Consider the following 14,461-nt stretch of genomic DNA (forward strand, 5'->3'; position numbering starts at 1 on the left):
ACTATTCTCTCCCCTTGATAGATTCCTTTAATCCATTAAGCTGTGTCCGTATACTTCCGTCCAGTACCAAGTCACCCACCTTGGCGATAATGCCTCCGATTATGGACGGATCAACCCGGGTTTCAAGTATCACTCTGTTACCTGTAATTTTTTCCAGTGTAGCTTGTATCTTATCCAGAAGCGCAGGTTCTATGTCAAAAGCAGTGACAATGGAACCGTGGCTGATGCCCTGGTCCTTGTCTACCATGACTTGCAATTCATGGGCGATATCCGGCAGAATATCTGCTCGTTTTTTCTCGATGAGCAGGTTGAGAAAACTGGTCATGATGGCGTCGGCCTGGACGGATTCAGCAATTTTTGCCATAACCTTCTGCCGAACTTCAAGAGGATACAGCGGGTTGGTGACTGCATCACAGATTCCGGCATCGGTATCGGCGTACAGTCCCGCCAGTGCATTGAGAATTCTGCTGAATTCCTCGGTTGCTCCCTGCTCTTTTCCCAGAGAAAAAATCGCTTTGGCATATCGACGCGCTAGTATTGTATGTCTCACTGTACCGCACCCACTCTTTCAAGATATTGTTCGGTAATAGCAACCTGATCTGCTGGCTTCAGATTTCTAATGATCAGTTCTTCCGCCATGGCCGCGGCTTGTTCAGCTATCTCATCACGAAGCTGACGCTTGGCGTCCTCAAATTCAGCCTGCACAGCAGCTTCCGCCTGTCGTCTGATATCCTGGGCCGCCCGTTCCGCCTCGGCAAGAATCCGTTCCTTTTCATTCTCCGCCTGGGCAATCGCTTTCTGGACAACGATTTCCATCTCCTTTTCCATGCCGGCCAGACGAATTTCAAAATCCTTATAGGACTGTTCCGCTTCGTCACGCCGAAGCGTCAGCTCCTCCAATTCCTCCTTGACCCGCTGCTGTCGCCCTTTTAAACCTGAGGCTATCGGTTTTGCCAGAAATTTGACGAGGATGAATACCAGGACGAGAAAATTCACGGTCCGCCAGAACAGATCCTTCAATTTTTCGGCTGACAGGGGACTGCCGTGATAATCACCGTCACCGGCTGCGTGCGCTTCAGCGGGCGCCAACAGAACGACAAGCCAACCAAACGAACCCTGATCCTGCTGGGCACCAGCAACCGTCTGTTGATGTTCAGCATCAACAGATATCCCTGTCGCCACAAACAGGGACAGCGGCAGGAAACTGATCAGACAAGCCAGTACAGCGAGTTTGAAATACCTTGCAATGCGAGTTCTCATACGTCCAGACTCCTTCCTAATATCTTTCCAGCCATTGCCTGGGCAAAACCGGCTGCATTCTTCTGCAGCTCCTTACTGGCGACCTCGATCTGTGACCGGAGATCCTGCATTTGTTGCTCTTTAAAGGTATCGGACTCCTGACGAATCACTGCCAGCTTCTCGGCCCCGGCAGCTTGTGCCTGGGCCCGGGCGCCATCGAGAGCTTTTTTGGCCTTGCTGCTGGCTTCTCGGATCTTGGCGTCCAGTTCAGCCTGACGCTGACGAGCGCGCTGTTCAAATTCCGCCACTTCATCGTCGAGAGTTTCTATTTTCTCTGCCCGCTGCTCAAGAATACCGAGGATAGGCTTGTACAGGATTGCGTTGAGAACAAACATCAACACAATCATGTTGATAATGTGCATCACCATCGTGATATCGATCGAAATCATACTAACTACCCCTCATTACTATAGATATAACTATATCCCGTCAGGCCGGGTGAATGGCGGTTCATCTTTGTACCGGATAACTACTGAAAAATGCACTGACTGTCAAATCTTTTTAAATCAAATTTATGGGATTTGTCAGTTATGTTTGCCAAAGTCATTAACCGGCTGTCCCAGGGGGAAATCTGCGCAGAGAATGCTGGACTTCAGCCATCTCCGTGGGGGACCTTTCGTGCCTGGGGAAAAATACCCGACAGCCCATTATTTTCAACCAGATTTTTCCGACCTCTTTTCTGGCGTACTTTTTCCGTGACGGCCAGCCGCTTTTTTTTGGTTTAATCTCCTGAACAACGCAGCTGACGCACGGACGAATGCTCAAGGATTCAGGTTTTCATCCACCTTTTCCGTCTGGCCGCTTTGCAGCCAGGCGATCAGACGATTCAGACCGTCCTCGGTGGAAACCAATTGACGGTAGCCAAGTACTCTGCAGGCACGCTCATGGCTGAACCAATGGGAATGTGCTAATTGATGGGCGAGGAATCTGGTCATCTGCGGTTCCTGTGCCAGACGTGCCATGGAATACCACGCCTCCAGGCCCGCACCGACAGCATAGGCAACGGCAAAGGGAACCTTGCGCCTGACCGGTGGAATGTTCAGCCGTACAAATAAATCATTGATCCAGTGCCAGAGACGGACGGGCTGATCCTGGCCAACGAAAAAAGCCTGCCCCGCTCCATCCCCCTGGCCAACCAGGTCCCTGGCCGCAAGGACATGGACATGAACCACATTGTCAATGTAGGCGATATCCACATAATTTTCCCCCGAACCGACTATTTTCAGACTTTTCTTCCGCCCTCGATCAAGTAACCTGGGGATAAGATGGTTATCCCCGGGGCCCCAGACAAGATGCGGCCGAATCGCACTGGTGCGTAATTGGGAAGAATTGGCTTGCAGAACAAGCTTTTCCGCCTCAATTTTACTGGCGGCGTAATGGCACAGGGTGCGGGTGGCGTAGGGTATGGTCTCGTCAGTTCCTTCGATGCTGCACCGATCAAACACCACCGAAGGGGTGGAGGTATGGACAAGACCGCGTACACCGTTGGTGCGGCAGGCGGCGATGACATTAGCGGTTCCGTCGACGTTGATCGCATGGTATTCATCCCGGTCGCCCCAGATACCTGCCTTGGCCGCAACATGGAAAACGATGTCACACCTGGCTGTGACCCGCACCATGCATTCGGGATCACGGATATCACCTTTGTGGCACTGCACTCCCAGCGCCGTCAGCTCCGGGTAGTGATTCCGGCCGACAACGACAACCTCGACCCCCTGCCTGACCAACTCCCGCACCAGTGCTTTGCCGATAAAGCCATTGCCGCCGGTGACAAGTACCCTGTCCATAAACAACTCGCTCCTTTAATCATCCCCGGACAGGTCATATGCACCAGAGGACCTTCCTTCTGCATGACCCGCCCGGCCGAGCCATCCTGACCGGATGACGATACCTGCTTCCTGAATCCGTGACGGCTGGATGCTTGCTTTGGATATATCTCGCTGTAATCAAGATATAATTGCAGCGCAATCCAAGATAATGACCTTCACCTGCCGCCTTTCGGTGCGTCCGTCTGCACGCTCACGGATCCAGGGGCTCAACAGCCACATTGCAGCCGACTTTGCCTGCCGGCCCATTGCGCCAGTTGTTCCCGAAAAATCTTGGCATTGTGGCGGATGTCCACCGGAAAACCGGGATGCAGTAAAAACTGCTCGATATCCAGGGTCAGTTCATTGGCCATCGCCAACTGACGCAATTCGGCCACAAACCTTTTCTGATCACGAATCGGTTCCACGGCTTCGACAACAATGACCGGTTGCTGTTTCCCCCAGGGACCGAGGCCGACAAGCGCCGATCGCCGGACCAGCGGATGCTCATTGAAAACAGCCTCGCAGGGGATGGTATACATCATGCCCCGCGCCGTAGCAACTCGGTGGGCTGCACGCCCACAGAACCACAGACGCTGCTGGTCATCGCAGTACCCCATATCCCCCATGCGGTGCCAGAAAGACTCGCCATCGACAATTTTGGCCTTGCGGGTCGCATGTTCATCAAAGGCATAGGCTCTGGTCACCACTGGCCCCTGAACGACTATTTCCCCGATCTCGCCCGGAGGCAACTCGCGGACCTCACTCCAGGAGGCCACCACATCAGGCCCCGGTTCAATGATGCGAATGTGTACTCCAGGAAGTGCTTTGCCCACACAGGCACCACGACCGATGCGGGTCAGGGCCCAGGTCTGGCCCAGTATCTCTCTCCCTTCAATGGAAGCCACGGGCAGGCTTTCGGTGGCACCGTAGGGTGTAAATATTTCAGCTTTTTCAGGTAAAACGCGACGAACCCTGTCCACCAACTCACCTGGCACCGGTGCCCCGGCCATCAATACTTTCCGCACTGGCAGCATTATTTGTTCATCGAGACAATACCGACTGACCACATTCCAGATCGCCGGAGAACCGAAGGAGTAGGTAACCTGGTGCTGGATGAGGGTGGTAACAAATTTCGCCGGATCAACCTGGGCAGGCCTGGTGGGATCCATATCAGGAATGACCGCTTTGGCTCCGAGTGCGGTGGCGAACAATCCGAACAAAGGAAAACCAGGCTGATCGACGTCGCCAGACCCGATGCCGTAATAATCCCGAATGAGACGCAGTTGGGCATGAAAAATACCGTGGGTATACTCTACTCCCTTGGGAGGGCCTGTCGATCCGGTGGTGAAAAGAATGGCGGCCGGATCATTCTGCCCCGCCTGAAAAGCTCTCCCTTCGATTTCCTGCCCCTCGGCAGGCTCAAGTCCCGGTCCCATGCTCCATGGAGCCCGACCTATCTGAATACGTTTGCGGACCGTGACAAAAGGGGAACGGAAAATCCAACTGAACAGTATTGCTTTGGAAATGCCGACCAGGATATCAGGCCGTACCGAACCGATACAGCGAAGCAGGTTCCTGTAGCCCATCCCCGGATCGATGAGAATGACCACCGCCCCCAGGTGAAAAAGAGCAAACGTCAGACAGAAAAATTCCATGGATGGACGAACCATCAGCATGACCCGATCCCCCTGCCGCACCCCCCTAAGATGAAGCGCCGTGGCAAACCCCTCACTGTTTCGATTCAAATCATGAAAGGTCCACTGCCGCCAGATTTTTCCTTCTCGGGCCACAAGGGCAATTTGCTCGCTCTGGGTCGCGGCGACCTGCCGCAGCGCGAGGGCTATGTTGTAATCCTTCATGCATTACCTCAGGGTTCTTGCCAGGAACCCATCAATGCGCGACCGAATCGGCACCAGGGCATCCTCGAGCACATAATGGCCGGCTTCAGGAAAAAAATGAGCTTCAGCCTCGGGAAATCGGCTCCGCCACTCCTGATAAAACGTTGCATCAAAACAGAAATCGCGTCCGCCCCAACACAGGACCATGGGCTTGGTCCGCAACTGAGCCAATCCGCTTTCCACGGCAACCAGGGTGTTCCACGAGGGGTGCCGGGCATCCATGGGTATATCCTGGACAAATCGATGGATCGCAATCCGATTATGCCAGGAATTATACGGCCAAAGAAACCCACGGACAATCTCAGGACGCATCGGATGGGTCACAGCCATGATGACTGCCGCCCGAGCAAAGCCGTTCACTCCCCGGACCAGCAGGCTGCCGATTACCGGCCAGCGACAGAGAGCGATACGCAATGGCATCCGGGTTGAAGGGAAAGCTGCCGTATTGAGGACCACCGTACCGGCTATTCGCTGCGGGTTTCGACCCGCCCATCCCATACCGATGGCACCGCCCCAGTCGTGCACAACGAGCACACAGCGCTCAACGGACAAGGCGGCAAGCAACTGCTCCAGGTTGGCGATATGGTCAGCCAGTCGGTAGGGGTACCTCGACGGTTTGTCTGAAAAACCGCAACCGAGATGGTCTGGAACAATACATCGGTACCGATCCCGCAGGCTGCTCACCAGGTTGCGATACAGATAAGACCAGGTGGGGTTGCCGTGAACCATGACCACCACCGGGCCCTTGCCCTCATCAAGATAAGACAGGGTATGGCCATCAATGGACATGGAATGGGGTTGAAAAGGATACTCTTCCAGGACCGTCGCCATTACCAGTCTATCCCCAGCATAAGAGAATTAATGCCGGAGCCGATACCGAGAATCGCCGCCCGCTGCCCCGAAATCAAGGCTTCCTGTTCTATACCTATTGCCATGGTGATGGGAGCTGAGACCGAGCCGACATTGCCCATCATGGTAAGCGTCTGAAAATTTTTCCGCGGGTCAAGATCAAGGGTCTCAAACAGCAGCTGGGCATGGGCCTTGCCGACCTGATGGCAGAAAAACCGATCGATGGATGCAGAATCCCAGTCGAGTTCCTCCAAAAAGGCAGGCCAGCAGGCAGCTGCTGTTTCAATGCCTTTTTCCAGCAACTGTTCTGAGTCGGTGGCCATCAATGTCCCCTGCTCACTACTTTGGCCACCCTGGCAGAGATCGTTATGCTGGGTATGAGCACGAAAAGCACCGCCCCGCAGGTAATGGCCGCTATCCCTGTATTCCCGGGTAGTCATGACCATGGCTACCGCACCGGATCCTATGGTCAGCGAAGCAAACAAGGGTTTAATCGATTTGCGGGTCAGACTCTGGTCGGTATTGAGATGATGCAGGGTTGAGGTGATTAAATCCTCAGCGGTTTCACCGGCAACCAGCAGCCCGGCCTGAAGCTGACCCAATTCCAGCATATTCGCCAACATGACCATGCCGTCGAGAAATCCGAGACAGGCGTTGGAAATGTCGAAAACCAGACAGGACGACGGCAAGCCCAGGTTGCGGTGCACAAAGGAAGCTGTAGCTGGTTCCATCATATCCCGGCTGACTGAAGTGAACAGCAGACAGGATATATCTTCCACCGCAATGCCCGCCCTGGTGATGGCGACAGCTCCGGCTGCTGCTGCAGCGGTACTGGGCAGAGTGCCCGGTTCCCATAGTCGTCGCGACTCAATCCCGGTCATGAGTTCAAGTCGACCCGCAGGCAGTTTTAAACGCTGGTAGAGAGGTTGCAGACGTTCCTCAATGGCAACTGAAGAGAGAAGAACCGGTGGCAGTTCATACCCGAAATCATGGAGACAGACATTGGTATAACGCATCAACGAAAAAACCTCTCGACTCGCTTATTGTGGACCTGCCTGCAGCGGCCGTGGCCTGGAGAGAAAAAAAGACAAGGTCCTGAATCCGTAACGGCTGGACGCTTGTTTTGGATATATCTTACTGTTATCATGCTGTAATTTCTGTTGAGCCCTTGATAACAACTATCATCAGCCGCCCTTCGGGGCATCCGTTCAGAGACAAGATATTCTCTTCAGAGCCAAGGCACACGACCTCTTCACTGTTTCCGCGGACAGAGAGGTCCTGTTCCAGGGAGTGCTATTGACAACGCAACAAAAAATCAGGAAAAATGGAGCCGTTTCTGGATGGTCATTTGTTGGCTGTTATTGCTTCGGTACACTGAAACCGTTGGCCCAGGCAACCAATAGGGCCGCCAGAGCCAGATCATCCATAAGGCCGAAAACCGGTACCCAGAGTGGTATGAGGTCAAAAGGTGACAGCACATAGAGCAGACCGAGCCCCAATACGATTTTCACCGGCAACGGGGTTGACGGGGACATAAAAACAGCCCGGGTGTGCCGGATCATAGCCCAGATCCGGGTGAGCAATGGCAGCTTTACCATCGTGCTGAATTCGTGACGGCTCGACGCTTGTTTTGGATATATCTTGCTGTAACCATACTGTAATTGTAGCGGAATCCTTGACAATACCTTTCACCAGCCGCCCTTCGAAGCATCCGTCCGCGCGCCATCTTCATTGCCCGGACCCGGCCAATGAAGTGTCCTTTAATCGAACGGTCACAGACAGTAAAGCTGACGCACGGGCGAGGGCTCACGGATCCAGGATCGTTTCAATTCCAGGTCATGCATTCTTGTCCCTCTACCCGGAGAACCTTGGTCAATATCGTCTGCTTATCCGGTTCGGCACGGACTGCGCTCTCCCGGAAGGGTCAGCCAACCGCCTTGCCGACGATGGCAGCATCGAAAAAATTGAGGCCCATGCCGGCATCCACAATCAGGCATGTTCCGTTCATTCCCGATGAACGGGGTGAGAGAAGAAAGGCGGCGACATTGGCGGCCTCCATGGTCTGGACCGCTCTTTTGCGCAAAGTAGCCTGTTCCGCAAAGAGATAACTTTCTATATATCCTGGTATCCCGGCGGATGCCGAAGTTTTCAGGAGGCCTGGGCAGACAGCATTGAATCGGATCTGGGAAAAATGAGAAAAACTTTTGGCAAGAAAGCATAGGGAGGACTCAAGCGCCGCTTTGACCGGAGCCATATAGCCGTAATTTTCCGCTGCCATACGGGTTGAGGAGATGGAAATAGTCACCAGCGAGGCCTGGGGTGCCAGAAGATCCTTGAAATGATTGGCAATGGCAATAAAAGAAAAGCAGGAGATATCCATTGCCTGGAGGAAATCGCTTTTCGCTGTTTGATGAAAAGGACGCAATCCTTGAGAATAATTGGCAAAAGCAATAGAGTGCACTATCCCGTCAATCGGTCCGGAAACCTGTTCGCCGATTTCTCGCCGTACCCGGATAATATTCTCTTCGTCTTCAACATCACAGATGAACACCGCACTGTTTGGAAAAAGCTGTCTGGCGGTCTCCGCCCGTTGCTCGCTCCTGACCACATGAACAACCTCAGCGCCCGCTTCCACCAGCACTCGACCAATGGCACAGGCCACTGATTTTTTATTGGCCAGGCCGAAAACAACGATTCTGCTCCCCGCCAATCCCAGGAAATCCACTCATTCCTCCTTACGTGCACAGGCAAATTCCACCTGCACCATGATTTTACCACCGACCCGTACCTGACCCTTCATCAGCCAGGCCGGCCCCATCCTCTCGATCAGGCGGGCGGTTACCTCGAGGACATCACCGGGCCGAACTTCTCGCTTGAATTTGGCTCCCAGGATCCGGGTAAGAACCGGCACGCCTCCCCGGTCCTTGCCCTTATCTCTCTGCTGTTGTATCCGTTCGCCAATCAGCAGGGCTCCTGCCTGAAATACCGCCTCACAGAGGAGCACACCCGGCACGAGTGGATAATGGGGATAATGTCCCTGAAAAATATCCAGATCCAGGGGCACATCTTTTTCCGCCCGAACCATTTCATCGTTGATTTCCAGCACCCGATCCAGCCAAAGGAATGGGGGACGATGCGGGATGCGGTCGAGAATGAATTCCATGGACATGGCCTTCCTCTATAACCCTCCGGTGATTTCGAGCACCGCGCCGTTGACATAGGCCGCACGGGAACTGACCAGAAAGAGGACAGCCTCCGCGACTTCGGTTGGAGTGCCGAACCGGCCTGCTGGTACCATTTTTTTGTATTCCTTGATCTGCGCTTCGGGCAGATCATCGAGAAAGTCAGTGGCGATAAAACCGGGGGACACGCAATTGACCGTGATTTTTCGTTTGGCGACTTCCTTGGAGAGTGACTTCATCAGGCCAATTTGCCCAGCTTTGGAAGCAGCATAATTGCTCTGGCCGGGGAAACCAAGATGCGCCATGGGTGAGGTGATAAAGATAATGCGTCCGTATTTCTGCTTCATCATCAGTGGCACGGCAAGCTTCGCCGTGATATAACCGCCGGTGAGATTGACATCGACAACCCGCCGCCAATCATCCTCCTTCATCAGGGCCAGCACCGAATCACGACGGATGCCGGCATTGTTCACCAGAATGTCCAAGGTGTCGAATTCTTGCTCAATCCTGACAAAAAAGCCGGCCACTTCCTGATAATTGCTGACGTCGACCTGATGCAAACGTAATCGTTGTCCATATTGGGCCTGCTCCTGGGCAAAGACTTCGGCGGCCTGCCGGTTACCGCCATACAATCCGATGACGGTTGCTCCCTCCGCGAGCAGAGCTTCGCTCACCGCTTTGCCTATACCACGGGTTGCACCGGTGACCACAGCTTTTTTTCCTTCAAATTCAAGCATATTCCCTCACTGGATTTGCAATTGACCTCATCAGCCTCGTACATACCCATCGACATCATTGGCGACAATGACCCCATAATTGATGGCCCCCAGCCAACCGCTCATGATAATGCCCACCGAACCGACGTGGAACAATCCGTGGATTTCCCGGTGCAAAGAGCGGGAAATATCAAGTCCTTCGAATTTAGTCCCGAACGAGGTTCCTTTGGTGTGCAGGGTGTAGCGTTGGAAGGTCCGGGGGGTGGCGGATTCGATTGTGTCCACCTTGCCACGGATACCGGGGACGTATCGTTCCAGATCATCGAAACAGCGTTCGATCATTGCCTCCTTGGCCTGCCGGTAGCTTTCGGAATCCAGCTCGGCCCAATCGTCATAATTGGCATTCATCGAGGCCACTATGGTATAATCCGGTACCGATTGGGGACGGGTTTTCGGATAGTAAACGGAAAAGGTCCGGCTTTTAGTATCCATCCGCCGCATTTCCTCGGAAGAAAACTCCTCGGCAGTGGAGGTGAAAAGCAGATCGCCGATATCCGCGATGGTTTCGCCCCTGCGAATACCAAAATAAACCTGACAGCTTGAATTATTCACCTGAACATTCTTGAACCGATCAAGAAAATCGGCCGCAAACTGCTCCTGGCCCACCATCTCGTCAATGGTGTTGGTGATTCCGGCATTGGAAACAACCGCCTTGGCCGCGATCGTTTTGTTGCCAACCATAACCCCGCAGGCTTTGTTGTGCTCGATCAGGATGTGATCCACCCGGGCATTGGTGCAGATGGTCACACCGTTTTTCTGCATTTCCTCCGCCATCAGGCCAATGAGTTTATCAGTGCCGCCTTCAAACGTAAACACACCCCTGTTCATAAAATTGGAAAAAACGATACCATAGGTTATGGCTGGCTCATCCAGAGTCGAGCCATTGGCATAGGTGATGGGCTCCATGAGGAGACGATGGATATCGCTGCGCCCCGGGAAATAGCGGGTAAACAATTCTCTGGTGGACAAAGACTGGTCGTCGTAAAAATTCATGCCATCCACAGTGGCGAAGAATTCCGTGACGACAGCAGCCGGCACCGCAAAACGCTCCTGAAGGATACGAATAAAATCATCCTTGCTGAAGGTCGTGGTCAAGGAAAACTGGGGGTTGTCGAAAACAATGTTCTTCAGCTGGACGATTGAGTCGCGAATGGCCGGTCCCCAGTATTTTTTGCAGGTTTTGACCATGCCATAGGGAAAGCCATGCAGAGAAACATCGAAGATGTGCCCTCCCCGCTTGAACCAGGTGGCCAGGCCACCCAATTGAAAATGGTGTTCCAGCAGGAGAACCCTGTGTCCGGCACCTGCCAGCCTGTTGGCACAGGTCAAGCCGCCGAGTCCGGAACCTACCACGACCACATCGTATCGGGCTTCCAACCTGTCCAATGGTGTGTATTGCATCGTCATCTGTCTCGCTTGTTAGTGCCGATCCGGAAACGTTTTGACTGCATGCCAATGGGTACATTCACCAGCCTGCCTCAAAGTGAAGCTGGTTATCTCGTTTCTGGACAGACTCGCATGAAAGCCCTGTCAACTCGTACAGCGGACATTGCAGATACCTGAATCCGTGCCGGCTGAAGAACCGCATTCCTCCCTGGCAAAGCTGGGAGAGTGACGGTCAGATTTACTGGAGCAGATGCCGGTTGACCACGGTAATACCGCTCAGCATGGCGCCGATAATACCCAAAAAACCCTGATCTGTCCCCGCTATGAACAGGTTTGGCCAGGGGGTGACCCCATCCTTGATTTTCACGGCACTGCCGTATATGGCCCCATGAGCCTTACGGGTGTACCGTTCAATGGTCAGCGGAGTAAAACTGTCCCGATAGACAACGGCGTGCTGATAGGGGCCAATGACCTCCTCACTTGCCCGGATCGAGGCCGTTGCCCACTGTTCTTTGCCGGACAGGTATTCACTGGTGGACAATGCCTTCCACAGCGAATAATTGGCGGCGTTAGTCACCCGGACCTGTCGCAACTCCGCGGGAATCTGATCCTGAAAATTTTCCGGGAAACAGATCACCCCCCAACTGGTATCAATAAAGGTAGACGGACGCTGGTATCTGAGTTGTTTCCCGGTATGGTAAAAAATTATAGTTTGTTGCCAGTCCCTGCCGCCAGCGTACGTTGAGGGGAGAAGGGCGATGGTTTCCATGAAACTCATTCGGCCGCAGTAGGGATCCTGGGGCAGATCCCAGCCGGAAAGACGAATCGTTTCAGGAATTCCGGCAGTGGACAGCACAGCCTCCGCAGTCAATTCTTCACCATCTGCGAGGCGTACGCCCTGGATACGGCCATGAGCAACGAGGATCTTTGCAACCGGACAACGGTAGCGTATTGCCCCACCGAAATGGAGATACTGATTGACGAGCAGTTCGAGGAATTCGCGCATGGTCCCGACAGGGCGAAAAAACCCCTCCTCGAAAACAGCTCGGAACATGATCGCAAACTGACCAAGATCCATGTCATGCTCCTCTGCATTGCCATAGATCATCAACGGCAACAACAGCATGTCCTCCAACAGCGGCACGCCGAGCCTTTCAGCCAGAAACTGCCGTGCCGAACGCCAGGGACCGGGCTGGAAAGGATCGTACTGCAGAATTTCCCGCCTCAAGAGCCGAAACCGATCGATTACGGCCGGGAACTCCCTGGCAATCTCCTCTTCCAGCAGGCGACAATCATTTGCAAATGCCAGCTTTCGCCCGGAAAAACGAATTTCCGAACCGATTTGTTCCCGAAGAACGAACTGTTTGCGGGAGAGATGCAATTGGCGGAAGAGCCGGTTCAGAGGGGCGCGTTTGTCGCCGGGAAGCGCACAGTTGGTCATGGCGTGCAATCCCGTCTCAAGCAGGTGTCCCTGACGGAAATAATATGAATTCAAGCCGCCGGGGAGGGAATGTTGTTCCAGGATAAGGGTTTTTCTGCCGAAGCGGGCGGCGCGAATACCCGCTGCTATTCCCGACAGACCGCCTCCGATGATGATGAGCTGATAATCAGCCATACAGACATAAAAAAACCGGTTCAACCCGGTATCTTACCCAGAGCAACGCTGACAAGCGGCCCGGGATTCATACATCTTTCAGTTTCGGCTCCAGATAATTCACACAACTGGTCAGGGTAGCGAGTTCCGGATATTCATCCTCAGGGATCTGCAATTTATATCGCTTGCGTAATTCCATGACAATATCAAGAAAATCCATGGAGTCGAGATCCAGTTGATCGCGTAGAGGCGCATTGGCATCAAGTTGGTCAAATTCAGCTTCTTCGTCAATATCTGCTATGATTTCAAGGATTACATCCTTGATTTCCTCACGGGTCATACCACTGTTCCTTTCAATATAAAAAAAACGGACTTGTTCAGTTCACGAAAAAGTGGAGAAATACCATACCTGCCGCTACTTCGCTACAAATCTCTCCACAATGACCACGGAATTTATGCCAAGCATACCAAACGAATTGTTGAGAATGGCATCAACCCTCTCCACCTGGCGAGGTACATTGACCACCAGTCCGGGAAGCGCACATTCCGGGTCAAGAGAATCCAGGTTAATGGTAGGGTGGACAAAATGGTCGTCAAAAGAAGGCAGGTTCCCGGCAAGCTCAAGGACACCGGCTGCGCCCATGGCATGTCCTATACTGGATTTGGTGTTATTGATCCAGGTATCTGGGCAATCGGCAAATAGTGCCCGAATAGCACTGCACTCCTCCTCATCCCCTTGCTTGGTGCCTGTGGCATGGGTGTTGAGAATGGAGATGTCAGCAGGTGCCAGGCCGGCTCTTTGCAATGCTTTGTCCATGCATTGCCGCTGTCTGGGACCATAAGGAAGAACAAAATCCCTGGCATCCGAATTCATGGCATATCCGGTAATCTCACCATGAATGTGGGCTCCCCTTGCCAGGGCGTCATCGAGTCGTTCAAGGGTAAAAACACACCCTCCCTCAGCAATGACAATGCCATTGCGGTCCCGATCAAAGGGACGACTGGCCTTAGTGGGATCGTCATGCTCGGCCAGGGCCCCCTGGGCACGGAAACTGGCGAAAATGCCAAAAGACCCGACACACTCGGATATCCCGCCGCACATGGCCAGGTCGACCTCTCCGAGCCGCAGCATCTGCATCCCCTGAATCAGGGCGGCATTGCCGGCGGCACAGGCTGCCCCGATGGAGTAGTGCGGCCCGGTCAGCCCGAGATTCATGGTGATCTCGCCAGCGGGATTGTTGAGGACTGTCCGTGGATTATGGTGATGGGTCCAGTAGTTGACGTCGTAATCGAACTTGCTGATGTTGTAGACTTCGTTCTCTGTTTCCACCGTACCGTGCTCGGTCAGGCCGATATAGACTCCGGTGGCCGCCTTGTCGTGCCGAGAGAAATCGATACCCGCATCGACAAGAGCTTCATTGGCACAATACACACCGATACAACCGGCGCGGGTCCCTCGTTTGTTCTCCCGTTTTTTCCGATACCTGGTTTCGGCAAAGGTACAAAGACCAGCCGGACAGGATCCCATGTAGCGAAGATCTATCGTGGAAACCCCGCTTTTCCCGGCAAGAAGATTGGCGCGAAACTCAGCCAGGTTGGCAGCACCCGGGGCGACAAGTCCAACCCCGGTGATCACGATCCGTTGATTATCGGTAAGCGATTTCATACT

At 53.6% G+C, this 14,461-nt stretch carries 15 protein-coding genes; all 15 read right to left on the minus strand.

What is annotated here, in order from left to right; all coding sequences use genetic code 11:
* Position 1 precedes the first annotated feature (1 nt).
* Positions 2–550, minus strand: coding sequence for a F0F1 ATP synthase subunit delta (locus tag JWG43_RS09220; RefSeq protein WP_205242626.1), 549 nt, complete (start codon positions 548–550; stop codon positions 2–4).
* On the minus strand, positions 547–1,260 hold the full coding sequence (locus JWG43_RS09225; protein WP_205242627.1) for a F0F1 ATP synthase subunit B: 714 nt from the start codon (positions 1,258–1,260) through the stop codon (positions 547–549). Before JWG43_RS09225 ends, JWG43_RS09220 begins: the two co-directional genes overlap by 4 nt.
* Positions 1,257–1,688, minus strand: a complete 432-nt coding sequence (locus tag JWG43_RS09230; protein WP_205242628.1) for a F0F1 ATP synthase subunit B — start codon at positions 1,686–1,688, stop codon at positions 1,257–1,259. Before JWG43_RS09230 ends, JWG43_RS09225 begins: the two co-directional genes overlap by 4 nt.
* 372 nt (positions 1,689–2,060) lie before the next feature.
* Complete coding sequence (locus tag JWG43_RS09235; RefSeq protein WP_205242629.1) at positions 2,061–3,086, minus strand: NAD-dependent epimerase/dehydratase family protein; 1,026 nt, start codon at positions 3,084–3,086, stop codon at positions 2,061–2,063.
* A gap of 248 nt (positions 3,087–3,334) precedes the next feature.
* Positions 3,335–4,966 carry a fatty acid CoA ligase family protein gene (locus tag JWG43_RS09240; protein WP_205242630.1) on the minus strand — a complete coding sequence of 544 codons (1,632 nt, stop codon included), beginning with the start codon at positions 4,964–4,966 and terminating at the stop codon, positions 3,335–3,337.
* Between the two features lie 3 nt (positions 4,967–4,969).
* Entirely contained in the window at positions 4,970–5,836 is an 867-nt protein-coding gene (locus tag JWG43_RS09245) for an alpha/beta fold hydrolase (protein WP_205242631.1), read from the minus strand.
* A complete protein-coding gene (locus tag JWG43_RS09250) occupies positions 5,836–6,870 on the minus strand; it encodes a 3-oxoacyl-ACP synthase III (RefSeq protein ID WP_205242632.1) in 1,035 nt (344 codons plus the stop codon). The genes JWG43_RS09245 and JWG43_RS09250 overlap by 1 nt, the downstream gene beginning before the upstream one ends.
* A gap of 342 nt (positions 6,871–7,212) precedes the next feature.
* Positions 7,213–7,452, minus strand: coding sequence for a DUF1232 domain-containing protein (locus JWG43_RS09255; protein WP_205242633.1), 240 nt, complete (start codon positions 7,450–7,452; stop codon positions 7,213–7,215).
* 326 nt (positions 7,453–7,778) lie between these two features.
* Complete coding sequence (locus JWG43_RS09260) at positions 7,779–8,579, minus strand: SDR family oxidoreductase (RefSeq protein WP_205242634.1); 801 nt, start codon at positions 8,577–8,579, stop codon at positions 7,779–7,781.
* Positions 8,580–9,023, minus strand: a complete 444-nt coding sequence (locus JWG43_RS09265) for a 3-hydroxyacyl-ACP dehydratase FabZ family protein (protein ID WP_205242635.1) — start codon at positions 9,021–9,023, stop codon at positions 8,580–8,582.
* A 9-nt stretch (positions 9,024–9,032) separates the two neighbouring features.
* Positions 9,033–9,773, minus strand: a complete 741-nt coding sequence (gene fabG, locus JWG43_RS09270; protein ID WP_205242636.1) for a 3-oxoacyl-ACP reductase FabG — start codon at positions 9,771–9,773, stop codon at positions 9,033–9,035.
* A gap of 30 nt (positions 9,774–9,803) precedes the next feature.
* Positions 9,804–11,213 (minus strand): phytoene desaturase family protein, encoded by a 1,410-nt coding sequence (locus JWG43_RS09275; RefSeq protein WP_205242659.1) that lies wholly within the window; start codon positions 11,211–11,213, stop codon positions 9,804–9,806.
* A 223-nt stretch (positions 11,214–11,436) separates the two neighbouring features.
* Complete coding sequence (locus tag JWG43_RS09280; protein ID WP_240193493.1) at positions 11,437–12,837, minus strand: phytoene desaturase family protein; 1,401 nt, start codon at positions 12,835–12,837, stop codon at positions 11,437–11,439.
* A 43-nt stretch (positions 12,838–12,880) separates the two neighbouring features.
* Positions 12,881–13,132: an acyl carrier protein gene (locus JWG43_RS09285; protein WP_205242637.1), complete on the minus strand. Its 252-nt coding sequence runs from the start codon at positions 13,130–13,132 to the stop codon at positions 12,881–12,883.
* A 75-nt stretch (positions 13,133–13,207) separates the two neighbouring features.
* Positions 13,208–14,458, minus strand: coding sequence for a beta-ketoacyl-[acyl-carrier-protein] synthase family protein (locus JWG43_RS09290; RefSeq protein WP_205242638.1), 1,251 nt, complete (start codon positions 14,456–14,458; stop codon positions 13,208–13,210).
* Positions 14,459–14,461 lie beyond the last annotated feature (3 nt).

The sequence above is a fragment of the Desulfobulbus alkaliphilus genome, from assembly GCF_016918545.1.
GTDB classification, from domain to species: domain Bacteria; phylum Desulfobacterota; class Desulfobulbia; order Desulfobulbales; family Desulfobulbaceae; genus Desulfobulbus; species Desulfobulbus alkaliphilus.

What these genes read in the sequence shown, in the direction of transcription:
- JWG43_RS09230 (WP_205242628.1), bottom strand. Translation starts at nt 1,688, where the DNA reads ATGATTTCGATCGATATCACGATGGTGATGCACATTATCAACATGATT.
- fabG (WP_205242636.1), bottom strand. Translation starts at nt 9,773, where the DNA reads ATGCTTGAATTTGAAGGAAAAAAAGCTGTGGTCACCGGTGCAACCCGT.
- JWG43_RS09290 (WP_205242638.1), bottom strand. Translation starts at nt 14,458, where the DNA reads ATGAAATCGCTTACCGATAATCAACGGATCGTGATCACCGGGGTTGGA.
- JWG43_RS09255 (WP_205242633.1), bottom strand. Translation starts at nt 7,452, where the DNA reads ATGGTAAAGCTGCCATTGCTCACCCGGATCTGGGCTATGATCCGGCAC.
- JWG43_RS09275 (WP_205242659.1), bottom strand. Translation starts at nt 11,213, where the DNA reads ATGCAATACACACCATTGGACAGGTTGGAAGCCCGATACGATGTGGTC.
- JWG43_RS09265 (WP_205242635.1), bottom strand. Translation starts at nt 9,023, where the DNA reads ATGTCCATGGAATTCATTCTCGACCGCATCCCGCATCGTCCCCCATTC.
- JWG43_RS09225 (WP_205242627.1), bottom strand. Translation starts at nt 1,260, where the DNA reads ATGAGAACTCGCATTGCAAGGTATTTCAAACTCGCTGTACTGGCTTGT.
- JWG43_RS09250 (WP_205242632.1), bottom strand. Translation starts at nt 6,870, where the DNA reads ATGCGTTATACCAATGTCTGTCTCCATGATTTCGGGTATGAACTGCCA.
- JWG43_RS09245 (WP_205242631.1), bottom strand. Translation starts at nt 5,836, where the DNA reads ATGGCGACGGTCCTGGAAGAGTATCCTTTTCAACCCCATTCCATGTCC.
- JWG43_RS09285 (WP_205242637.1), bottom strand. Translation starts at nt 13,132, where the DNA reads ATGACCCGTGAGGAAATCAAGGATGTAATCCTTGAAATCATAGCAGAT.
- JWG43_RS09240 (WP_205242630.1), bottom strand. Translation starts at nt 4,966, where the DNA reads ATGAAGGATTACAACATAGCCCTCGCGCTGCGGCAGGTCGCCGCGACC.
- JWG43_RS09235 (WP_205242629.1), bottom strand. Translation starts at nt 3,086, where the DNA reads ATGGACAGGGTACTTGTCACCGGCGGCAATGGCTTTATCGGCAAAGCA.